A 23,237-nucleotide genomic window follows, 5' to 3' on the forward strand; every position below is an offset into this window, starting at 1 on the left:
TAATGACGACATATGAACAGGCTACTTATGCCTTAAGTGAAGAAATGCAAAGCCTTGTGTACTGGAGCAGCATTTATTCACCAGCAGATGCAGATATTGACTCAGTCCGTGCGGCATATGATGCCATGTGCCGACACTACACTTTGCCACGTGATGACAAGTTAGATGTAGAAGATCGAGTGATTGCAAATGAAGAGCATCCTGTGCCTGTTCGTGTGTATTTACCAAAAACAAATCGACCTGAGTCTGGTTGGCCATGTGTGTTGTATCTACATGGTGGTGGTTGGATGGTAGGTGGACTCGATTCACATGAGTTTATTATCAGTTATTTGTGTAAGGACTTAAATGCGGTTGTTATTAGTGTGGATTACCGCTTGGCACCAGAGCATCGCTTTCCAGCAGCCTTTGAAGATTGTTTAGCAGTCTATCACTGGCTTAAACAACATGGTTCAGCTTGGCAAATCGATAGTGAAAATATCGTTCTAGCAGGCGATAGCGCGGGCGGTAATTTAGCAGCTGCCCTTGCAGTGGAACTACAACATAGTGGTTTACAAGCTCAAGGGCTGGCATTGGTTTATCCATGTTTAACGACAGCATTTGATACTGCATCCGCACAAAAGCACGCCCATGCGCCGTTGTTAACGACAGAAGATATGCATTTTTATTTAAAGGAATATGCTCCGGACTCACAAGATTGGCAGGATTTACGTCTAGCCCCTTTATTGGCGACGGACTTTTCAGATATGCCTACAAGTTTTGTAGCCGTTGCTGAATATGACCCTTTAAGTGATGACGGTTATTTCCTTACCCAAAAATTGGAACAAGCAGGTATCCCTAACGAGTTCCATTTAGGCAAAGGTTTATTACATGGCAGTTTACGTCTGATGCGTGACTGTCCGGAAGTTCAACAGTTATATCAAAACATGCTGAGTGCGATACGCCGCATGTTTGGCAGTGTCGAAAAGACATCAATTTAATATCGAGTCATTTGGACGAAAAGAATTTAATGGAGTAAAAACATGAGTGCAGTTGAAAAATTACCTGAAGATTTTTGCGCAAACCCAGATGTTGCATGGACTTTCCCTAAAGTTTTCTATACTTCATCTCAAGTTTTCGAGCACGAGAAAGAGGCAATCTTTGCTAAAAGCTGGATCTGCGTTGCACATGGTAGTGAGTTGGCTCAGCCAAATGACTATATTACCCGTAAAGTGATTGGTGAAAATATTGTCATCATTCGTGGTAAAGATAGTGTTCTACGCGCATTTTATAATGTGTGCCCGCACCGTGGTCATGAACTTTTAAGCGGTAGTGGTAAAGCAAAAAATGTAATTACCTGCCCATATCATGCATGGACGTTTAAGCTAGACGGTAGCTTGGCATTGGCACGTAACTGTGACCACGTTGAATCTTTCGATAAAGAAAACTCAAGCATGGTGCCTTTAAAAGTCGAAGAATATGCAGGTTTCGTATTTATTAATATGGATGAAAATGCGACTTGCGTAGAAGACCAGCTGCCGGGCTTTGCTGAACGTTTAAATCAAGCATGTGGTGTGATTAAAGATTTAAAATTGGCAGCACGCTTTGTGACAGAAACACCAGCAAACTGGAAAGTGATTGTTGATAACTACATGGAATGCTACCACTGTGGACCTGCACATCCGGGCTTTGCTGACTCTGTACAAGTCGATAAATACTGGCATACAACTCATCAAAACTGGACATTGCAATATGGCTTTGCACGTTCATCTGAGAAGTCATTCAAACTTGATCCATCAGTAACAGATCCTGAGTTTCATGGTTTCTGGACTTGGCCTTGCACCATGTTCAACGTACCGCCAGGCAGTAACTTCATGACAGTTATTTATGAATTCCCTGTTGATGCAGAAACAACTTTGCAGCATTACGATATTTACTTCACTAACGAAGAACTGACTCAAGATCAAAAAGATTTGATTGAGTGGTATCGCAATGTATTCCGTCCGGAAGATTTGAACTTGGTAGAGAGCGTACAACGTGGTTTGAAATCACGTGGTTATCGTGGTCAAGGCCGTATCATGACTGACAAGCAACGTTCTGGTATCAGTGAGCATGGTATTGCTTACTTCCAACATCTTGTGGCGCAGTACCATCAATAAAAACAAAGGGATTTATTCAGGTGTAAACATGACTTACACCTGATTCTTCAGTTAGGAAGACGATATGTCGAGTTTACAAAGTACTGAACTATTTCAGCAACAAGCCTATATTAATGGGCAATGGTTAGCTGCACAGTCAAATGCGACTGTTCCGGTGAGTAACCCAGCTACAGGCGAAGAAATTGGCACAATTCCTAATATGGGAGCGGCGGAGGCAACCCAAGCAATTGAAGCTGCCTATACGGCTTTACAAAGTTGGAAAGCTTTAACGGCCCAAAACCGTGCTGATATCTTATTGGCTTGGCATAAACTGGTTCTCGATTATACCGATGAACTTGCTTTAATCATGACCATTGAGCAAGGCAAGCCTTTAGCAGAAGCAAAAGGCGAGGTTCGCTATGCTGCATCATTTATTCAATGGTTTGCCGAAGAAGGCAAGCGTATTTATGGTGATGTGATTCCAACCGTAAATAACCAGCAGCGCTTTATTATCAGTAAAGAACCTGTGGGTGTGGTGGCTGCGATTACGCCGTGGAATTTCCCGATTGCCATGATTACCCGTAAAGCAGCGCCAGCTTTAGCAGCGGGTTGTACGGTCGTGATTAAGCCAGCCAATGAAACACCTTACTGTGCATTAGCGATTGCAAAGCTTGCAGAAAAGGCAGGTATACCAGCTGGTGTGATTAATGTTGTTACTGGTAAATCTCAAGAAATTGGCTCGGTATTTACTTCACATGAAAAAGTGAAGAAGTTGACTTTCACTGGTTCAACGCCAGTGGGACGCTTACTGATGCAGCAGTGTTCAAGCACCATTAAAAAATTGGCGCTTGAGTTGGGCGGAAATGCTCCTCTGATTGTGTTTGATGATGCCGATTTAGATAAAGCTGTACAAGGCGCGATTTTTGCCAAGTTTCGTAATGCAGGCCAAACCTGTGTTTGTGCTAACCGCATTTATGTACATGACAATATTTATCAAGCTTTTGCCGAGAAGTTTGTACAAGAAGTACAAAAGTTTAAAGTCGGTAATGGACTTGAAGATGGCGTACAAATTGGCCCATTAATTAATGAAAAAGCAGTTTTGAAAGCACAGCAGTTAATTGATGATGCAGTGAGCAAAGGCGCTAAGATTGCCTGTGGTGGTAAGCAGCATGCTTTAGGACAAACCTTTTACGAACCATCAGTTTTAACTAACGTTGACCGTACAATGGAAATTGTCCAAGAAGAAATTTTTGGTCCAGTTGCGCCGCTCATTCGCTTTACAGATGAAGCAGATGTGGTTGCTCAAGCAAATGACACAATCTTCGGTTTGGCAGCGTATGTTTATAGCGAAAATATTTCACGTTTATGGCGAGTGTCAGAACAGCTTGAATATGGAATGGTCGGTATGAATGCCACTGCAATTTCAAATGAAGTTGTACCATTTGGCGGTGTGAAACAATCAGGTGTTGGGCGTGAAGGCTCAAAATATGGTCTTGAAGAATTCATGACCATTAAATACATGTGTTTAGGGCTTTAAGGATAAGCCCTAACAACAAAAATATGCGGTAAAAGAAGGATTCTAATATGGCGAGTCATTATGAAATGTTCCCAGCGGTTGTTACTCGTGTGGAACAGCTAACCCCTTTAATCAAACGGTTTACGTTCAAACGTCAAGATGGGCAGAACTTTCCTCGATTTAGTGGGGGAAGCCATATTATTGTCAAAATGAATGAACAACTTTCTAATGCCTACTCATTGATGAGCTGTACGCAAGATTTATCAACTTACCAAGTCTGCGTTCGTAAGGATGTGGAAGGTAAGGGTGGATCAGTTTTCATGCATGATCAGTGCAATGAAGGCTGTGAAATCCAGATTTCAGAACCAAAAAATTTATTCCCGCTAGCTGAAACAGGCAATAAACATATCTTGATAGCTGGTGGTATTGGTATTACACCATTCTTACCTCAAATGGATGAGCTGGCAGCACGTGGAGCAGAGTATGAGCTGCACTATGCTTACCGTTCACCTGAACACGCGGCTTTACTTGATGAATTAAAGCAGAAACATGCAGAGCACGTATTTAGTTATGTCGATTCAGAAGGCAGCATGCTTAACTTAGATGAATTAATTTCATCGCAACCAAAAGGCACACATGTATATGTATGTGGACCTAAACCTATGATTGATGCGGTGATTGATTGTTGTAACAAGCATCGTTACCGCGATGAATACATTCATTGGGAACAATTTGCCTCAACAGTTCCTGAAGATGGTGAAGCATTTACGGTGGTACTTGCCAAATCTAATCAGGAAATTGAAGTACAAAGTAACCAGACTATTTTACAAGCCATCGAGACATTAAATATTGATGTGGAATGTCTATGCCGAGAAGGGGTTTGTGGTACATGTGAAACCGCTATCTTAGAAGGTGAAGCAGAACACTTCGATCAATACTTAAGTGATGCCGAAAAAGCTTCACAAAAGAGCATGATGATTTGTGTATCAAGAGCAAAAGGCAAAAAATTGATATTAGATCTTTAATATATTTCTGTGGCCGATCAATTGCTTAAAGTAAGAATTTGCTAAAAAATGAACAAATAATGGTGATCTGAATCATATTTGTTCATTTGGTGGGCATAAAGAGTTTTGAAGTATTGACCTGCTATACAGAACTATAGATAATGCGCACACAGTTTACGGCTATGTAGCTCAGTTGGTTAGAGCACCGCACTCATAATGCGGGGGTCACAAGTTCAAGTCTCGTCATAGCCACCATTTTAAAAACCACGCTCCTGCGTGGTTTCTTTTTATCTATTTTTTACTCACTAAAATGTTTTTCAATTATATCGAGTGTTTTTGAGCTTTGATAAAAAGGAGCTAAGAGCGCTTGAAGTAACGGTTCCAAAATACCGTGCTCATTAAAGGCATCCATAACTTTTGGATAAAAACGTAAAGCTTCAGTTTGTAAGTCAGTTTCGGATAAACCAATTGCACTTAATACTTCAAATAAACTCTGATCTTTATAAAAATCATAAAAAACTTCGACACCATACAAAATAAGACCTTGCATAAATTGTGACTGTCGTAATTCTTTCCAGTATTCATAAATTAAAACAAAGAACTCCTCAACATCGAGAGGAGTGAGCTGTTTCATAAACTCATAGATTTTTTTATGTCTAATATCTTCCCAGATATGACGTACTAAGCTTTCTAAATCTTCAGCCGATAAAAGGCTTAATTCTGTCAGTTGTTCATGAATAAAGCCGGCAATCCACGTTTCAAGTTTATGCTCAAGACGTTGTTGCTGTAAAAAAGAGAATTTTTTGAGTTTATGTTGCCATTCAAAATGGTAGTCATCCACTCTAGAGGCCGTTAGAAATTTAGGTAATTTTTGTTCTAAGGTTGAAGTGGCAATATATTGGCAAAGCTGTTGGACAGATGGGCTAGTTCTTAAAAACTGATTGAGATAATGTGGAATATGCTCCATTTCCAAAAACTTGGAAAGCCACATTTCAAACTGGTGATCGGATACCAAGTCTTGTAGCTGAACTGGAGATTTCATGGCAGATAAATAAATACGCTGTGCAATTTCCCCAATAAACTCAAGCAAGCCTGCACCAAGCTGCATTTCAAAAGCATAGCGTTTCACAACGGCTTGTAATTGTTCTAAATCCACAACTTCATAAAGTTTAATTTCGTCGGCATGTTGCATAAAAAGCTGAATAAATTGCCGGAAATAAATAGGTGAGTTTTCTATAGATAATTGTTTTTTGAAAAATTCCACCTGCTCAAGCAAAAGTGCTTGAGCAAGTGCTGTAGTTTTTGATGAGTTTTTCTGCTCAGTCATTCGCTGTCCAACCGTTGACAATCGGATAACGTCGTTCGCGACTAAATGCACGAGAAGTAATTCTCGGGCCAATCGCACCTTGACGACGTTTATATTCATTACGATCAACTAAACGGATGACTTTTTCAACAACTTCTTTATCAAAACCTTTGGCAATAATGTCTGCCTGACCTAAATCTTCCTCAATGTATGCATAAAGGATAGCATCCAATACATCATACGCTGGTAAAGAGTCTTGGTCTTTTTGATCTGGACGTAGTTCTGCTGAAGGTGGGCGAGTAATTACACGCTCAGGAATAACCGGAGTTTCACTTAAGCTATTACGGTATTTTGCTAATTCAAACACGATTGTTTTATAAACATCTTTGAGAACAGCAAAGCCACCCACCATGTCACCGTAAAGTGTGCAATAGCCAACTGAAAGTTCAGATTTATTACCTGTAGAAAGGACTAAATTACCAAACTTGTTAGATAAGCCCATAAGTAATGTGCCACGAGCACGCGCTTGTAAATTTTCTTCAGTCGCATCGGCTGGTGAATTACCAAAGAACGGATACAAAGTTTGCATGAAGCTATTTACGATTGAATGAATTTCGGCAATACCGAAAGTCACGCCCATACGGCGAGCTTGTTCCGCTGCATCTTCTACACTAATTTGAGATGTGTAAGTATATGGCATCATCACAGCTTGAACTCTCTCAGCACCGATTGCATCAACTGCAATAGCAAGCGTAAGGGCAGAGTCAATACCGCCAGAAAGACCTAAAATTACTCCAGGAAAACCTGAGCGTTCTACATAGTCACGTGTTGCCATGACTAGGCCTTGATAGATCTCTGCAAAAGTTTCTAATGCAGGAGCAGACTCGACAACTTTATATAATTTTGTATCGCGGTCAAATTCAGCAATATAGAGATCTTCTTTAAAGCTAGGTGCTTGTAAAGCAATTTCACCATTTTGATTGCTGACAAAACTTGTGCCATCAAAAATTAAATCATCTTGTCCACCAACTTGGTTAACATAAACAATATTTAAATGAAGCTGCTTTGCAAGCTCACTTAATGTCTGTTTACGATGCTGTGGTTTACCCACTTCATATGGCGATGAATTAAGCACAAGTACAGTATCAACATTTAATTGGCTTAATTGTTTTACTGTATTGATTGACCAGATATCTTCACAAATGAGTACACCAAACTTATGGCCTAAATACTCAAACACCAAGTGCTGATGGCCTTTTTGGAAATAACGTTTTTCATCAAAAACGCCATAGTTTGGCAAGTTATGTTTATTGAAGACACCTAAAACCTGACCGTCTTTCATGACAGCAGCTGAATTATAACGTTGGCCATCTTCTGTCTGGTTTACGAAGCCGAAAACCATCACAATATCTTTAACTTCACTAAGTTGAGCAAAAGCCTTTTGCATCCGCTTATTTAAATTTGGACGTAACAATAAGTCTTCAGCTGGATAACCAATCACAGAAAGCTCAGGAAAAATAATCAGGTCAGCGTCTTGTTTTTTCGCCTGATTTGCTTGCTCAATCATCTTTTGGGTGTTTGAGTCAATATTGCCAATATGCGGAGAAAACTGAGCAAGGGCAACTTTAAAACTTTTCATTCAAACCTAATCCTAGATCATAACGAATATAAATACACATAGTGTTGATTTTTATGGATATAATTTTTCAACGATGTGTATAGCACGATAATAAACACGTAAAATAGTAAACAAAAATGTCAAGATCAATAATATATACCAATCACATATTTTCTGCGTAAAAATAACGAGATTTTCTGTATACAATAGAAACAAGCTTCATTATTTTTATTGTTTGTATACTGCCTTATCGCTCAAAAATTTGAAATAAGTTTTTATACTTATTTTCAATAATTTGACATTAGTAAATTTAGATCTCAACTTTATTTTTATGTTTTTTGTTTATCAAATTTCTGTTGTTAAGTTAGCAAAAAAGTTACGTTGAAAACAAACTGGATTATTTGGTTACAAATCAAGCTGAGGTAAACAAATGATATTTGGCAGTTTACCTGAACAGATATCTCTAGCAATTTCTCCTTGCTGCTCAATATTGTAAGAACTAAACGCTTTCTGAGGATGGTAAGTATATTTATAAGGGTTGTAATACTTAAAACTCAGATAGTAGGCGGATTGCAGTAACGCACCTTTTAGTAATACATGAATACCTCGTTGGTATTGCATAACATGAGCTAGCTCATGAATAAAAATCCCTTGTATGAATTTAGACTCTAGCGCGTAATTACTGCTGTAGTCAGAAAGATTGACATATATATTCCCATTTGGAGCCATCAAAATTCCATGCGCTTGCCACGGTAAGTAACGAGTAGCAATAATTTTAGGACGTTCACAATCTAGCAAACTCCCAAACACCCTTTGTGCTAAAGCTTTTTCTTCAGGTGTAAGAAATCGAATTGGATAGCTTTTTAAGTGACGAAATATAAAAAGGGTGAAAATAATAAATTGTCGATATATGACAATTTTAAAAGCGTTGAGAGTGAACATAGTTTTGCTAATAAATAAGTTCATCTATTGGTTTGTAGCATAACATACATCAACTATGTTGAAAGACAGACGCAAATAACTGTCATTTGTTTCTCATGCGGCAGCTGGTCTGTTTTACTTGGCAAATCTTCCATTTTTAATATCATCATAGGCTTGTAAAATCTCATCATAAGTATTCATTACAAATGGACCATGACCATTAATCGGTTCTGCGATGGGTTGTCCTGTCAAAATAAGTAATTTGCAGTTTTGCAGGGCAGTAATAGAGAAATGCTCTCCTTGGTTTGACATGACTGCTAGGCCTTGTTCCTCTAAAACGTCTTCATCTTTATGAAATTGTGCCCGACCTGAACGTAAATAAACTAAAGCTGTTTCACCGGATTGAGCAGGGAAGGCAGCTTGTTGACCTGCCTGGAGCTCTACATCTAATACGGTAATAGGAGTGTGAGTAAGTGCAGGGCCCATAACATGCTTAAACTGCCCTGCAATAATACGTACAAATCCAGCTTCATTTTCCAGTTTCACCATCGGTATTTCAGCTTTCTTTAAACTTTGATAGCGTGGAGAATTCATTTTATTTGCTGCTGGTAAATTGACCCAAAGTTGAATCATTTCAAAGGGACCACCAGATCGAGAATACTCTTCACTAAACAATTCCCGATGAATCACACCAGAGGCTGCGGTCATCCATTGCACATCGCCAGCACTTATAAATCCACCTCCACCAGATGAATCTTTATGCTCCAGTTCACCTGCATAAACAAGTGTTACCGTTTCAAATCCACGATGAGGATGATCATTAACTCCTCTACGTTTCATAGAAGGTGCAATTTTTCCGGGACCTAAATGGTCGAGTAGTAAGAAGGGTGAGAGGGTATTGCCTAACTCATGGTAGGAAAAAACAGAAAGAACTGGATAAAAATCACCGACCGCAAAGCGAGTATCGTTACGATGAATAAAAGCCAGACTTTTCATGCTTTATCCTTTCTGTTGATTGAATTTATAAAAAAGATGAGATGTTTTTATAAGAATGTATTAAGACTGGTATAAAAGTCTTTTGCTCTGAATAATAAATTATGAATAGGTTGAGCCAGTAAAATGCATAAGAGAATGAGATGAGAGTCCTAGATAATAAAAAACCCCAGTTAAAACTGAGGTTTTACAACAACTAAAATCACAACAGCAAATAAAATTAAGGTTGGCATTTCATTGAAGAAACGCCAGAACTTATGTGATTTGTAGTGAGCATTTCCAATAAGCTTTTTGCGATAGTAACCACAAACTAAATGGTAGATCACTAATAAAGCCACTAATCCAACTTTTAGATAAAACCAAGTGGCTTCATGGTAATGTCTAGTTGCATCACCCCAATCTACGAGAAAGTGAGCAGTAATTAATGTGGCAATCATAGATGGCCACATAATACCTCGATACAACTTACGTTCCATCACTTCAAAGCGCTGATGGCTGGTAGCATCATCACTCATTGCATGGTAAACATAAAGACGTGGTAAGTAGAACAAAGCAGCGAACCAACAAACCACAGCAATAATATGTAATGCTTTTACCCACAAAAAGGCATCAGAAGGTGCATCCATCGATAATCCTACGCGGGATTATGCATCCCACTTCTTGAAAATTAGGCAAGCGTTAACACCGCCAAAGCCAAAACTGTTACTCATTACAGTATTCAATTTTGTATCACGTTTTTCAAGCACAATATCAAAGCCTTCAGTACCTTCATCAAGCTCAGTCACGTTGATGTTTGGCGCGATAAAGTCATTTTGAAGCATTAATACAGAGTAAATTGCTTCATGAACACCAGCAGCACCTAAGCTGTGACCAGTCATAGATTTAGTTGAACTAAGAGGTGGAACTTTACCTTCACCGAAAGCACGTTCCATTGCTTTAAGCTCAGTCACGTCACCTGCTGGTGTAGAAGTACCATGCGTATTTACATAGTCAATTTTATCTACGCCGTGTTGTTTCGCTTCTTCAAGAGCCATCAAGATACAGCGAGTTGCACCTTCACCACTTGGAGCAACCATGTCAGCACCGTCACTGTTTGCAGCATAAGCAACAACTTCAGCAAGAATATTTGCACCACGTGCTTGAGCATGTTCAAGAGATTCAAGAACAACGAAACCGCCACCGCCAGCAATAACGAAACCGTCACGGTCTTTAGAATATGGACGAGACGCTGTTTCAGGTGTGTCGTTGTATTTAGAACACAGAGCACCCATTGCATCAAACAATAGGCTTTGAGACCAGTGATCTTCTTCACCACCACCAGCAAGCATAAGATCTTGTTTGCCTAGAGCGATAAGGTTATATGCATAACCAATTGCGTCTGCAGAAGTTGCACAAGCACTTGCAATTGAGTGAGCAATACCTTGAAGTTTAAATGCTACACCCACGTTTGCAGTGATTGTATTTGTCATGTTACGTGGAACAAAGAAAGGACCAACTTTACGAGCACCTTTAGTTTCTAAAAGTTCAGTCATTTCTACAACAGAAGCAGTTGAACCACCGCCTGAACCACCGGCAATACCATAACGTGGATTATCTGCTAAATCTTCTGCTTTTAAGCCAGCATGTTCAACAGCTGCAACAGCAGAGTTATAAGCGTACATTGCACATACGCCCATGAACCGTTTTAATTTACGATCAATATTGTCAAAATCTTGTTCTGCCGCAGCGCTGACATGACTTTTAAAATTGAGTTCAGCATAAGTTGGGTTAAAACGTGTCCCGGAGATTCCATTTTTAAGTGAATGAGTAACTTCTTCTAAAGAGTTACCGATACATGAGTTAATACCCATACCAGTGATTACAACACGTTTCATCTACAGGTCCCTTTATGGTGATATTTAAAGTCTATGATCATGAGCAGCTATTAAATGATAGGAGAATATAGCTGTAAGAACAGTAGACCCATGTTTTCGTTGCTACCATGATAGCAGAAAGGTTTTTTATTTCTTATGGCAAATCTTTATGTCAATTTTGCATTTAAAAAAAATAACCAAATACACAGTATGTTGCATTTAGGGTTAACTAAAATACACACATTCAAGTTGAGATAAATCCACATTCCACCTAGTATTTATCTCTAATTAGATAAATTAAAAAATCGAGGTACTGGATGACAAAATTTAATAATAATCAATCTGACAATTTGTTTTCTCAGGTCTTCGGAGTGGCTAAAAAGCTCAGTTCTACTGGTTTAAACATCTTGCAGCAAAGTCAAATTGGTGAGGTAAGTAAATTGGTTGAGCCACTTTCAAATGGCAAAACAGTAGAAGGTAGTGCCAGAAATAAAAGTCCGTTTGAAGTGGAGCAGTATGAAAGCCCACAACAAATGTTACGTGAACATTTACCTAAAGTTACTCGTCAGGTATTTGGACGCCATTTTAGAAAGGTCAATGGTATCGCTACATTTATTTCACCTGACTGGAATGAAAAAATATCAAGCTATTTATTTGATTGGTTGAATGACTTTAGTTCGAAAAGTACGTTAACTGAAAAAATTTTAGAAGAAGCGGGGGCTAAAGACTTATTTGAGCTTACAAAAGATACCTCACGCTCCCAACGTTTAAGTCAGGCACTTATTGAACAAAATAAATTGATTGCCAGTATTCAAGGTGCAATTACGGGCGTATCTGGAATGGTTGGAGCAGCCGTAGATATTCCAGTTTCATTAGTCCTAGTTTTGAGAACAATTTACCAAACAGGTAGATCACACGGCTTTGATTTAACCGAAGCAACTGACCAAGACGTAGTTGAATTTATTTTTAAAGAAGTTGATATCAGCTTAATTGCGGAAAAGCAGACTTTACTCTTGGCACTTAAAGCCTTACGAAATATGTTGGAGACTCAAGATATTCAACAGTTCCAGCAAGTACTTGGCTCTTCAAATGATATTGAAACCTTAAAAAGCTGGTTAGTTGATGAAAATGGTGAGTTTAAATGGAACTGGTTAAATAAAGTTCCGCAACTTGCTGTGGTAGGCAAGTTTACTCCAGTAGCTGGTGCAGTGCTTAGTGCTGTTTATAGTTGGAAGTTACAAGAAGATGTAGGCCATAAGGCACAAGCTATTTTCGGTGCAGCAAGACATTATTTAAATGAACATCCAAATGAGCATTTATCACCATTACAGGCGTACTATGCGGCGGTAACTCTAATTCAAAAAGCGAGTCCACGTCTTTTAAATGTGGGTGAAAATGGTAGTGTCCATGCTACGCAGCATCATAAAATTGAAAATCATGATGTAATTTCAAAAGTATCTGTTGTGGTCAAATCAAATACTTCTGAAAAAAGCGAAGAAAAAGTTCAAGAAAATGTTCACCAAGGAATTGAGCATCTTGCAGAGAAACATGTAGTTGAACATGAACATAGTGAACAAAAGCCAGCATTAGAGCCTGAAAGTGAAGAAAATGATGACGTTATAGAGGGGCAAAAGTACTCTTAACAATACAATTACAAAGGTAGGGTTTGAAAACTAAATTTCACCCCTATTTAAATTTGTAAATAATCCTGTCAATCATTGATATGGTCAACATTTGGCAACTGCTGCCATGTTGACCATTTTTGCATCTTGGCTTACAATTATGTGCCCTTAAAAAGAGGTGTTTTCTTTTTAAGGTTTTTTAATAACGGGAGAATTGCCATATGGCAACAACGAATCAGTTGATCCGTAAGGGTCGTACGACTTTGGTTGAAAAATCCAAAGTTCCTGCGTTGAAGGCTTGTCCACAACGTCGTGGTGTTTGTACACGTGTTTATACAACTACACCTAAAAAACCTAACTCAGCTATGCGTAAGGTTTGCCGTGTTCGCTTAACTTCAGGTTTTGAAGTATCTAGCTACATCGGTGGTGAAGGCCATAACTTACAAGAGCACAGTGTTGTTCTTATCCGTGGTGGTCGTGTTAAAGACTTACCGGGTGTACGTTACCATACCGTTCGTGGTTCTTTAGACTGTGCTGGTGTTAAAGATCGTAACCAATCACGTTCTAAATACGGTGCTAAACGTCCTAAGAAGTAATTCTGGGAAACTAGTCCAAAAGCCCTTTAGCGTTTCGCTTGTTTGAATTCTTCATAGATTTGTAATTCAAGCGACGTATAGTAAGGCCAGCGTCGTGTACATGACACTTGTACAAACTGCTGGATCATCCTGAAGTGTCATATTATTAGGTGTATTAAAATGCCAAGACGTCGCGTAGTCGCTGCTCGTGAGATCCTTCCAGATCCTAAATTTAGCAGCCAAACAATCGCTAAATTCATGAACCACGTAATGCAAGATGGTAAAAAATCTATTGCTGAAAGTATCGTTTACGGTGCTTTAGAACGCGTTCAAGAAAAAAACAAAGTAGACCCAGTTGAATTTTTCGAGACTACTCTTGAAAAAGTTCGTCCTATGGTCGAAGTAAAAGCACGCCGTGTTGGTGGTGCTACTTATCAAGTACCTATGGAAGTACGCCCATCCCGTCGTACTGCCTTAGCAATGCGTTGGTTAGTAGATGCTGCTGCTAAGCGTTCTGAAAAAACTATGGCTTTACGTCTTGCTGGCGAGTTGCTTGATGCAGCTGAAGGCAAAGGTGCTGCGATCAAAAAACGTGAAGACGTGCACCGTATGGCAGAAGCTAACAAAGCCTTCTCTCACTACCGTTTCTAAGCGGATAAAACAGTCCCTAATCAGGAGAATACTCATGCATACAGTAGCTAGATTCAACATTGCTCTCTACCAAAGTGGGGGCTTTGCGGGTATTTAAGTTGCCCCGCTTGAGTATTCGTGCGCATCAATTTAATTGGTGCGCCCTGTTTTAAAGATAACATTTAGGAATGTAGACATCATGGCTCGCCAAACCCCAATTACTCGTTACCGTAACATCGGTATCTCTGCGCACATCGACGCAGGTAAAACAACTACAACTGAACGTATTTTGTTCTACACAGGTGTATCTCACAAAATTGGTGAAGTACACGACGGTGCAGCAACAATGGACTGGATGGAACAAGAGCAAGAGCGTGGTATTACAATTACCTCTGCTGCAACAACTTGTTTCTGGTCTGGTATGGGTAACCAATTCCCACAACACCGTATCAACGTAATTGATACACCGGGACACGTTGACTTCACAATCGAAGTTGAGCGTTCTATGCGTGTTCTTGACGGTGCTTGCATGGTTTACTGTGCAGTTGGTGGTGTACAGCCTCAGTCTGAAACTGTATGGCGTCAGGCTAACAAATATAAAGTGCCTCGTTTAGCATTCGTGAACAAGATGGACCGTACTGGTGCAAACTTCTTCCGTGTTGTTGAACAAATGAAAACACGTCTTGGTGCGAATCCTGTGCCAATCGTTGTGCCAATCGGTGCTGAAGACACATTCACTGGTGTAGTTGACCTTATCGAAATGAAGGCAATTATCTGGGATGAAGCTTCTCAAGGTATGAAGTTTGAATACGGCGAGATTCCAGCTGACCTAGTTGATACTGCTCAAGAATGGCGTACAAACATGGTTGAAGCTGCTGCTGAAGCTTCTGAAGAGTTAATGGACAAATACCTTGAAGAGGGTGATCTTTCTAAAGAAGACATCATCGCAGGTTTACGTGCTCGTACATTAGCTTCTGAAATCCAAGTAATGCTTTGTGGTTCTGCATTCAAGAACAAAGGTGTTCAACGTATGTTGGACGCTGTAATTGAATTCTTACCATCACCTACAGAAGTTAAAGCGATCGAAGGTATCCTTGACGATAAAGACGAAACTAAAGCGTCTCGTGAAGCATCTGACGAAGCTCCGTTCTCTGCGCTTGCGTTCAAAATCATGAACGACAAATTCGTAGGTAACTTAACATTCGTACGTGTTTACTCTGGTGTTCTTAAACAAGGTGATGCTGTTTATAACCCAGTTAAATCTAAGCGTGAACGTATCGGTCGTATCGTGCAAATGCACGCAAACGAACGTCAAGATATTGATGAAATCCGTGCAGGTGATATCGCAGCGTGTGTAGGTCTTAAAGACGTTACTACTGGTGATACATTATGTGATGAGAAAAACATCATTACACTTGAACGTATGGAATTCCCAGATCCAGTAATTCAGTTAGCGGTTGAACCAAAAACTAAAGCTGACCAAGAAAAAATGTCTATCGCTTTAGGCCGTTTGGCTAAAGAAGACCCTTCATTCCGTGTTCACACTGATGAAGAATCTGGTCAGACAATTATTGCTGGTATGGGTGAGCTTCACCTTGACATCATCGTTGACCGTATGAAGCGTGAATTCGGTGTTGAAGCGAATATCGGTAAACCAATGGTTGCTTATCGTGAAACGATTAAGAAAACTGTTGAGCAAGAAGGTAAATTCGTACGTCAAACAGGTGGTAAAGGTAAATTCGGTCACGTATATGTTCGTTTAGAACCGCTTGACGTTGAAGCTGCTGGTAAAGAATACGAATTCGCTGAAGAAGTTGTTGGTGGTGTAGTACCTAAAGAATTCTTCGGTGCAGTTGACAAAGGTATTCAAGAACGTATGAAGAATGGTGTCTTGGCTGGTTACCCAGTTGTAGGCGTTAAAGCTGTTCTTTTTGACGGTTCTTACCACGATGTCGACTCTGACGAATTGTCGTTCAAAATGGCTGGTTCTTACGCATTCCGTGATGGTTTCATGAAAGCAGATCCTGTTCTTCTTGAACCTATCATGAAAGTTGAAGTTGAGACTCCAGAAGACTACATGGGCGATATCATGGGTGACTTAAACCGTCGTCGTGGTATGGTTCAAGGTATGGACGATCTTCCTGGTGGAACAAAAGCAATTAAAGCAGAAGTTCCACTTGCTGAGATGTTTGGTTACGCGACTCAAATGCGTTCTATGTCTCAAGGTCGTGCGACATACTCAATGGAATTTGCTAAATATGCTGAAACTCCACGTAACGTGGCTGAAGGCATCATCGCTAAATTCCAAGCTGGCGGTAAAAAAGGTGACGACGAGTAATCTTTCGATTACTATAAGCCCTAACTAATTCTTAGTTAAAAACCAAGTGCTCATGGAGTGACCCTCCATGAGTAGTTAATAAAGGAAGATCATCATGGCTAAAGCCAAGTTTGAACGTAATAAACCACACGTAAACGTGGGTACAATCGGTCACGTTGACCATGGTAAAACAACTTTAACTGCTGCGATTGCAACAATTTGTGCAAAAACTTACGGCGGTGAAGCGAAAGATTACTCACAAATCGACTCAGCACCTGAAGAAAAAGCACGTGGTATTACAATTAATACATCACACGTAGAATACGATTCTCCAACTCGTCACTACGCACACGTTGACTGCCCAGGCCACGCCGACTACGTTAAAAACATGATCACTGGTGCTGCTCAGATGGACGGCGCGATCCTTGTATGTGCTGCAACTGACGGTCCAATGCCACAAACTCGTGAGCACATCCTTCTTTCTCGTCAGGTAGGTGTACCTTACATCATCGTATTCTTAAACAAATGCGACCTTGTGGATGACGAAGAATTACTTGAATTAGTAGAAATGGAAGTACGTGAACTTCTTTCTACTTATGACTTCCCAGGTGATGACACTCCAGTAATCCGTGGTTCAGCTCTTGCAGCGCTTAACGGTGAAGCTGGTCCTTACGGTGAAGAATCAGTTCTTGCTCTTGTAGCAGCACTTGACTCTTACATCCCAGAGCCAGAGCGTGCAATCGACAAAGCATTCTTGATGCCAATCGAAGACGTATTCTCAATTTCTGGTCGTGGTACAGTAGTAACAGGCCGTGTTGAAGCTGGTATCATCAAAGTTGGTGAAGAAGTAGAGATCGTTGGTATTAAAGATACAGTTAAAACAACTGTAACTGGCGTAGAAATGTTCCGTAAACTTCTTGACGAAGGCCGTGCAGGTGAGAACTGTGGTATCTTACTTCGTGGTACTAAGCGTGAAGAAGTACAACGTGGTCAAGTACTTGCTAAACCAGGTACAATCAAGCCGCACACTAAATTCGACGCAGAAGTATACGTACTTTCTAAAGAAGAAGGTGGTCGTCACACTCCATTCTTAAATGGTTACCGTCCACAGTTCTACTTCCGTACAACTGACGTAACTGGTGCGATCCAGTTGAAAGAAGGCGTTGAAATGGTAATGCCAGGTGACAACGTTGAAATGTCAGTAGAATTAATCCACCCAATCGCAATGGACCCAGGTCTACGTTTTGCGATCCGTGAGGGTGGTCGTACTGTAGGTGCTGGTGTTGTTGCTAAAGTAACTGCATAATCACTTTTCAGTGAAAAAAGCGCTCCTTTTGGGGCGCTTTTTTTATATCGAATTGTTAGACAATTCAGTTGAAAGCTGGCCTTAACTGATACTTCAATGTCCCTATTTGCACTTAAGCCTTTTTATTAAGTTTGTATGATAAGAATCAAGAAAACGAACAATAAAGTTTAAGTAACTTAGGTTACTGGTAAGGAGCTTTCAATATGAATGCTAAAGTGAATATCACAAATCGTGCAGGGGCAAGCTTTCCTGTACGTCGTATGAACTTTGATTTTAATGATGTGCCAGAATACTGGATGAATGGTTCCGCTGGACTTACACATTTTATGACAGCGTTATCAGCGCTATTTCCAGCTGGTGAAAAGTTCTTTATTGATAGTGTGCGTGCTGTGCGTTATCACCCAGCAATTAAAGACAATGAAGAGCTACAAAAAGAAATCAGTGCTTTCATTGGTCAAGAGGCGATGCATACTCAAGAGCATGTAAACTTTAATGCTTCTGCCCAAAAATTTGGTCATGATGTTGAAACTTTAGAAAAGTTCACCGATACGGCTATTCAAACTGCCCGTAAAACTTTTGCAAAGCTCGTAAAACCATTTGGTATGACGCAAGAAATGGTGGACCTAACTGCTACTACAGCCCTTGAACATTTTACTGCAACCATTGCATCTCAGCTTTTAGTTAATACCTATATTCAAGAGTTGATGACAGATAAAACGATGTCAACCATGTGGTATTGGCACGCAATAGAAGAAAATGAACATAAAGCAGTTGCATTTGATGTGTATGAAGGTGTCTTTGGTAAAGGTGTAAAAGCTTATGCTTTACGCACAAGTTCACTTGTTTTTGCAATGGCTCTTATTTTCGCAATTCAATCTTCGTTTGTGGTTCGTCTTTTAAAGCAAGACCATAAATTAAACTTAGATGAGTTGTTTGTGATTTATAAATATGGTTATAGCCCGTCGAAAGGCATTATTACGGGTATGGCTAAAGAGATGTTGGCTTATTTTAAACCAGGTTTCCACCCGAATGATTTAGATACGGTTAGTTTGTTAAAAACTTGGAAATCTAAACTTGGACTGTAAGCTGAAAGTAAGTGAAAAGGGCTGTTAGCAGTCCTTTTTTATTGTCTATAAATTATGATCCACTTTTAAAAGATACTTGTTAATTTTGCCCTAGTATGAGGCTATTGATGACCTCATCTGATAATTTGCTGGCCTCATCTGCACTTAAATAGCGCCTTTAAAGGCGTATTATTATAAATATTAAGAAAATAAATAAGGATATAAGTGAATTTTCGATTCGCTTAAAGGAGTCTGACATGAATGCTAAAGTAAATATTTCTAATCGTGCCGGAGCAAGTTTCCCTGTGCGTCGTATGGACTTTGAGTTTGCTCAAGTTCCACGCTATTGGGCAAATTACGATGCAGGATTAACTCATTTTATGACAGCATTATCAGCTCTTTTTCCGGAAGGAGAGCAGTTCTTTGTAAACAGTACTCGTGCTGTGCGAAATGATCCTAAACTGGCTGATCCAGCACTTCAAAAAGAAATAAGTGCTTTTATTGGCCAAGAAGCTATGCATTCTAAAGAGCATCTTGCATTTAATGCTTCTGCGCAGGCGTATGGATATGATGTTCGTAAAATGGAAAAACAAACAGGTAAAGTTATTAAAGTAGGTACTGCGGTTGTAACCAAGCTAATGAAACCTTTTGGTTATACAAAAGAAATGATTGATTTAACAGGTACCTGTGCGTTAGAACATTTTACCTCAACTATTGCGGCTGAGCTTTTACAAAACCCTGAAATTCAAGCCATGTTCCAAGATGACACTATGTATCACTTATGGATGTGGCATGCGGTAGAAGAAAATGAACACAAAGCTGTAGCGTTTGATGTCTATACCAATATGTATGGGCAGGGGCCAAAAGCTTATTTTATGCGTTCAACTGCTTTAATCATTGCAATGGCCTTAATTTTTGCTACTCAGTCTTATTTTACTGCTAAGTTACTTAAGACTGATGATAAATTAACATGGAAAGATACCAAATACATGCTTAAGTTCATGTATGGCCGTAAAGGTTTTATGACTCGTCAAATTCCAGAATTATTAGATTTCTTAAGACCAAAATTCCATCCAAATGATTCGGATACGACAGCTTTATTGGCCACTTGGCGTGAAAAATTAGGTCTTTAAAAAAACTGACTGGAAAAGAGCAATTTAATTGCTCTTTTTTTTACTCGTTTTTTCTATTTAAGTTTCTATAATACGTTTACTTTGAAATCTAAAAATGTGTTGAAACTCATGATTCGTACTATGCAAGCCTCAGATATTGATAGTGTTGCTCAAATTGAGAAGCTTGTTCAAACACACCCATGGTCTAGGCAGCAATTTGTAGAATCTTTAAATTCTTACCAATGTACGGTAATAGAATTAAATAATAAGGTGGTTGGTTTTTGTATTTTACAACCTGTATTAGATGAAGCGAATTTACTGCTCATGGCAATTGATCCTCAAATGCAAGGTAAAGGATTAGGATATCAGTTGTTAGATGCGTCGATTGAGCGTTTAGAAAATCACCCCGTACAAATTTTTCTAGAGGTACGTGAAAGTAATAAAGCTGCTATTGGTTTATACGAAAAAACAGGGTTTCACCAAATTGATGTGCGTCGTAACTATTATCCAACCCAAGAGGGTGGGCGTGAAAATGCCGTTATTATGGTAAAAAGCTGTACTGATGATTTTGCTTCTTTATTCTAAGAATGCCTGTCTTGTTGCTGTTTGAACAACAAGACAGAAGCAGATTATTTAATAATTAAATTATTCCATTCAGAAGGTAATGTGGTCATGAGGGAATTGCCTAACTGATTGATCTCTTCTGGTGATAATGATCTATTTAAGCGGCGCCATTGCCCATCTAGTAAAAGTTCTAGCGGCGTATATTGAGATTTATAGTTCATTTTAGCTGAGTGGGGAACCCAATAGCCTAAGTAGACATATTCTAAACCGAGTGTTTTTACATATTCGATTTGATTCAGAATTGAATAAACGCCTAAAGATCTACGGTGTTCATCTGGGTCAAAGAACGTATAGACGGCAGATAACCCATCATCCATTAAATCACAAGTCGAAACGCTAATAAGACGATTGTCTTTCCATAGTTCTAAGAAGAAACTATCTGTACAGCTATGGACCAAGAATTTTTCAAACTGATCTAAACTTGGCGGAAACATATCACCATCGGCATGGCGCTCGTTAATGTAACGTTCATATAGATCATAATGAATTTGTGAGGCTTGCCGTGTTGGTAGAACAGTCATGGTGAGATCTTGATTTCGCTTCCATGCTTTTTTTTGCATGCTGTTCATTTGGAAATCGGCAACAGGTACACGACAAGATAAACACTGCCTGCATAAATGACATTCAGGACGGTATACAAAGTCGCCACTACGACGAAAACCTAATCGCGATAATTCAGAAAGCGTCACCACATCAATCCGATGAATCGGGTCTAAAAAGACCATGCGTGCTGATTTATTTTCTAAATAGCTGCAATCATGAGGTGGAGTAATATAATATTGCAGATCATTTAAAAGGGACTTCGGGTGATATGATTTCATGATTGGTCCCTCCTGTTATCATTCCATTAATTTTGCATTTAATGCTATTGTTTTACTTGAAAATACACGTTCTTGATACTTTTTCCAATTGATAGAGGGGTGAATAATTACATCTTGTAACGATTTAAGATATTCTTGCCGAGAAAGTGTACAAGCCCCAAGACTAATTAAGTGACTATTGACAAGTTGACAGTCAACCCAAGGAAGCTGATTTTCTTGACCAATTAACATTAACGTATAAAAAGCCATTTTAGAAACATCGGTTTGGGTACTAAACATAGACTCGCCAAAACAACCTTTACCGATCGTTACCCCATATAAACCACCTACCAGCTGCTCTTCTTGCCAGACTTCTACGCTATAGCCATAACCGGCATCAAACATTCCACAATAGCCTTCAATAATATCTTCACTAATCCATGTTTCATTAGCATAGCTTCGAGGTAGTGAACATGAGCGAATGACTTGCTCAAAAGCACGATTTACCGTAATGGTGTAATCATATTTTTTCATGTTCCGAATAAGCGATTTACTCGGTTTATAGTTTTGAGGATAAATGATACAGCGTGGTTCAGGGCTCCACCAACAAATGGGTTCATCTTCATTAAACCATGGGAAAAGCCCATGTGTATACGCTTCATAGAGTGTGGAAGGGGAGAGGTCAGCGCCTATACAAATTAAGCCATGACCATCTGGATCTGATTCCTCCGGATCTGGGAAAATATATTGAGATAGAGGCAGTGTTTTCATAAAACCAAAATAATATGTGCTTTAGGGCTATGCTATAAAAATTAATACAGGGCAGCCAGTAATTATTATAAATTCCAAAAAAACAGCCGTTATAAAACGGCTGTTTGAAATATCTAAACTTAAAGGTTATCTAGATATTTTTCGGCATCTAGTGCAGCCATACAGCCTGAACCCGCCGAAGTAATCGCTTGACGATAGATACTATCAGCAACATCACCAGCAGCAAAAACGCCTGCTACAGAAGTCGCTGTTGCGTTACCTGAAGTACCACTTTGTACTTGGATATAGCCATCACGTAAGTTTAGCTGACCTTCAAACATAGAGGTATTTGGTTTATGGCCAATTGCAATGAATAAGCCTTGAACTTGTACTTCTTGTTTGCTGTCATCTTTCGTAGATTTTAAGCGAACACCTGTTACGCCAGTATTGTCACCAAGAACTTCTTCAACCTCATGGTTCCAAACGATACTGATTTTGCCTTCTTTTTCTTTAGCAAATAAGTGATCTTGTAAAATCTTCTCAGAGCGTAAAGAATCGCGGCGGTGTACAAGTGTCACATGTTCAGCAATATTTGATAAATAAAGTGCTTCTTCAACAGCAGTATTACCACCACCAACAACCATCACATTTTGGTTCTTGTAGAAGAAGCCATCACATGTTGCACATGCGCTCACGCCTTGACCCATAAATTTTTGTTCAGACTCTAAGCCAAGATATTGAGCTGTCGCACCAGTTGCAATAATTAAAGCATCACAAGTGTACTCATCCATATCACCTTTAAGAACAAAAGGACGTACATTTAAGTCCACTTCATTAATATGATCATAGACAAGTTCGGTACCAAAGCGTTCAGCATGTGCTTGCATACGGTCCATTAGGACAGGACCAGTCAAACCTTCAGGATCGCCCGGCCAGTTGTCAACTTCGGTTGTTGTTGTAAGTTGGCCGCCAAGCTGTAAACCTGCAATAAGTGTTGGTTTAAGATTTGCACGTGCTGCATAAACAGCTGCACTATAACCCGCAGGGCCAGAACCGAGAATAATTAACCGAGAATGACGAGCACTCATTGAGGGTATCCTTATTTATTTCGA

Annotated in this window: 21 protein-coding genes and 1 tRNA gene; 13 read left to right on the top strand and 9 right to left on the bottom strand. The window is 39.5% G+C overall.

Features of this window, described 5'->3' with window-relative positions; translation table 11 throughout:
• Positions 1 to 2: 2 nt before the first annotated feature.
• The 5 genes from EG365_RS12460 to EG365_RS12480 all read left to right on the top strand — a co-directional run bounded on the left by EG365_RS12460 (position 3) and on the right by EG365_RS12480 (position 4,889).
• Entirely contained in the window at positions 3 to 977 is a 975-nt protein-coding gene (locus tag EG365_RS12460) for an alpha/beta hydrolase (RefSeq protein WP_000214723.1), read from the top strand.
• A gap of 42 nt (positions 978 to 1,019) precedes the next feature.
• Positions 1,020 to 2,135 carry a carnitine monooxygenase subunit alpha gene (gene cntA, locus EG365_RS12465; protein ID WP_001277084.1) on the top strand — a complete coding sequence of 372 codons (1,116 nt, stop codon included), beginning with the start codon at positions 1,020 to 1,022 and terminating at the stop codon, positions 2,133 to 2,135.
• Between the two features lie 64 nt (positions 2,136 to 2,199).
• Positions 2,200 to 3,651, top strand: a complete 1,452-nt coding sequence (locus EG365_RS12470) for an NAD-dependent succinate-semialdehyde dehydrogenase (RefSeq protein WP_000096952.1) — start codon at positions 2,200 to 2,202, stop codon at positions 3,649 to 3,651.
• 47 nt (positions 3,652 to 3,698) lie between these two features.
• Entirely contained in the window at positions 3,699 to 4,655 is a 957-nt protein-coding gene (cntB, locus tag EG365_RS12475) for a carnitine monooxygenase, reductase subunit CntB (protein ID WP_000146422.1), read from the top strand.
• Positions 4,656 to 4,812: 157 nt separating this feature from the next.
• A tRNA-Met gene (locus EG365_RS12480) sits at positions 4,813 to 4,889 on the top strand.
• Between the two features lie 43 nt (positions 4,890 to 4,932).
• On the opposite strand, the gene EG365_RS12485 is transcribed toward EG365_RS12480, so the two are convergent.
• The 6 genes from EG365_RS12485 to EG365_RS12510 form a co-directional block, all read right to left on the bottom strand.
• Positions 4,933 to 5,961: a hypothetical protein gene (locus EG365_RS12485; RefSeq protein WP_000139295.1), complete on the bottom strand. Its 1,029-nt coding sequence runs from the start codon at positions 5,959 to 5,961 to the stop codon at positions 4,933 to 4,935.
• Complete coding sequence (locus EG365_RS12490; protein ID WP_000834616.1) at positions 5,954 to 7,579, bottom strand: NAD+ synthase; 1,626 nt, start codon at positions 7,577 to 7,579, stop codon at positions 5,954 to 5,956. Before EG365_RS12490 ends, EG365_RS12485 begins: the two co-directional genes overlap by 8 nt.
• A 384-nt stretch (positions 7,580 to 7,963) precedes the next feature.
• A complete protein-coding gene (locus tag EG365_RS12495; RefSeq protein WP_001048150.1) occupies positions 7,964 to 8,524 on the bottom strand; it encodes a hypothetical protein in 561 nt (186 codons plus the stop codon).
• Positions 8,525 to 8,614: 90 nt separating this feature from the next.
• Positions 8,615 to 9,475, bottom strand: coding sequence for a pirin family protein (locus tag EG365_RS12500; RefSeq protein WP_000838098.1), 861 nt, complete (start codon positions 9,473 to 9,475; stop codon positions 8,615 to 8,617).
• Between the two features lie 170 nt (positions 9,476 to 9,645).
• Positions 9,646 to 10,098, bottom strand: a complete 453-nt coding sequence (gene hemJ / locus EG365_RS12505) for a protoporphyrinogen oxidase HemJ (RefSeq protein WP_000339889.1) — start codon at positions 10,096 to 10,098, stop codon at positions 9,646 to 9,648.
• Positions 10,099 to 10,116: 18 nt separating this feature from the next.
• Entirely contained in the window at positions 10,117 to 11,346 is a 1,230-nt protein-coding gene (locus EG365_RS12510) for a beta-ketoacyl-ACP synthase II (RefSeq protein WP_000832710.1), read from the bottom strand.
• Positions 11,347 to 11,642: 296 nt separating this feature from the next.
• Between EG365_RS12510 and EG365_RS12515 the strand changes: the two genes are divergently transcribed.
• The 8 genes from EG365_RS12515 (at position 11,643) to rimI (ending at position 20,536) form a co-directional block, all read left to right on the top strand.
• On the top strand, positions 11,643 to 12,968 hold the full coding sequence (locus tag EG365_RS12515; RefSeq protein ID WP_000160011.1) for an EcsC family protein: 1,326 nt from the start codon (positions 11,643 to 11,645) through the stop codon (positions 12,966 to 12,968).
• A gap of 200 nt (positions 12,969 to 13,168) precedes the next feature.
• Positions 13,169 to 13,543: a 30S ribosomal protein S12 gene (gene rpsL, locus EG365_RS12520; protein ID WP_000246374.1), complete on the top strand. Its 375-nt coding sequence runs from the start codon at positions 13,169 to 13,171 to the stop codon at positions 13,541 to 13,543.
• 159 nt (positions 13,544 to 13,702) lie between these two features.
• Positions 13,703 to 14,173, top strand: a complete 471-nt coding sequence (gene rpsG, locus EG365_RS12525) for a 30S ribosomal protein S7 (RefSeq protein WP_001138055.1) — start codon at positions 13,703 to 13,705, stop codon at positions 14,171 to 14,173.
• 178 nt (positions 14,174 to 14,351) lie between these two features.
• Positions 14,352 to 16,490, top strand: a complete 2,139-nt coding sequence (gene fusA, locus EG365_RS12530; protein ID WP_000113824.1) for an elongation factor G — start codon at positions 14,352 to 14,354, stop codon at positions 16,488 to 16,490.
• A 94-nt stretch (positions 16,491 to 16,584) separates the two neighbouring features.
• Complete coding sequence (gene tuf, locus EG365_RS12535; protein WP_001029610.1) at positions 16,585 to 17,775, top strand: elongation factor Tu; 1,191 nt, start codon at positions 16,585 to 16,587, stop codon at positions 17,773 to 17,775.
• A gap of 203 nt (positions 17,776 to 17,978) precedes the next feature.
• Positions 17,979 to 18,860 (top strand): metal-dependent hydrolase, encoded by an 882-nt coding sequence (locus EG365_RS12540; RefSeq protein WP_000992305.1) that lies wholly within the window; start codon positions 17,979 to 17,981, stop codon positions 18,858 to 18,860.
• Positions 18,861 to 19,096: 236 nt separating this feature from the next.
• The gene (locus EG365_RS12545; RefSeq protein WP_000992291.1) at positions 19,097 to 19,972 is read left to right on the top strand and encodes a metal-dependent hydrolase; all 876 of its coding nucleotides are present in this window, start codon (positions 19,097 to 19,099) and stop codon (positions 19,970 to 19,972) included.
• A 108-nt stretch (positions 19,973 to 20,080) separates the two neighbouring features.
• On the top strand, positions 20,081 to 20,536 hold the full coding sequence (gene rimI / locus EG365_RS12550) for a ribosomal protein S18-alanine N-acetyltransferase (protein ID WP_000621543.1): 456 nt from the start codon (positions 20,081 to 20,083) through the stop codon (positions 20,534 to 20,536).
• A 44-nt stretch (positions 20,537 to 20,580) separates the two neighbouring features.
• Here rimI and EG365_RS12555 read toward each other — a convergent pair whose 3' ends face one another.
• The 3 genes from EG365_RS12555 to trxB all read right to left on the bottom strand — a co-directional run bounded on the left by EG365_RS12555 (position 20,581) and on the right by trxB (position 23,213).
• A complete protein-coding gene (locus EG365_RS12555) occupies positions 20,581 to 21,396 on the bottom strand; it encodes an arginyltransferase (RefSeq protein WP_000844343.1) in 816 nt (271 codons plus the stop codon).
• Between the two features lie 18 nt (positions 21,397 to 21,414).
• On the bottom strand, positions 21,415 to 22,146 hold the full coding sequence (gene aat, locus EG365_RS12560; RefSeq protein WP_000854785.1) for a leucyl/phenylalanyl-tRNA--protein transferase: 732 nt from the start codon (positions 22,144 to 22,146) through the stop codon (positions 21,415 to 21,417).
• A gap of 119 nt (positions 22,147 to 22,265) precedes the next feature.
• Positions 22,266 to 23,213, bottom strand: a complete 948-nt coding sequence (gene trxB / locus EG365_RS12565) for a thioredoxin-disulfide reductase (protein WP_001276144.1) — start codon at positions 23,211 to 23,213, stop codon at positions 22,266 to 22,268.
• Positions 23,214 to 23,237 lie beyond the last annotated feature (24 nt).

It is taken from the genome of Acinetobacter sp. FDAARGOS_494 (assembly GCF_003812225.1).
GTDB classification, from domain to species: Bacteria; Pseudomonadota; Gammaproteobacteria; order Pseudomonadales; family Moraxellaceae; genus Acinetobacter; species Acinetobacter baumannii.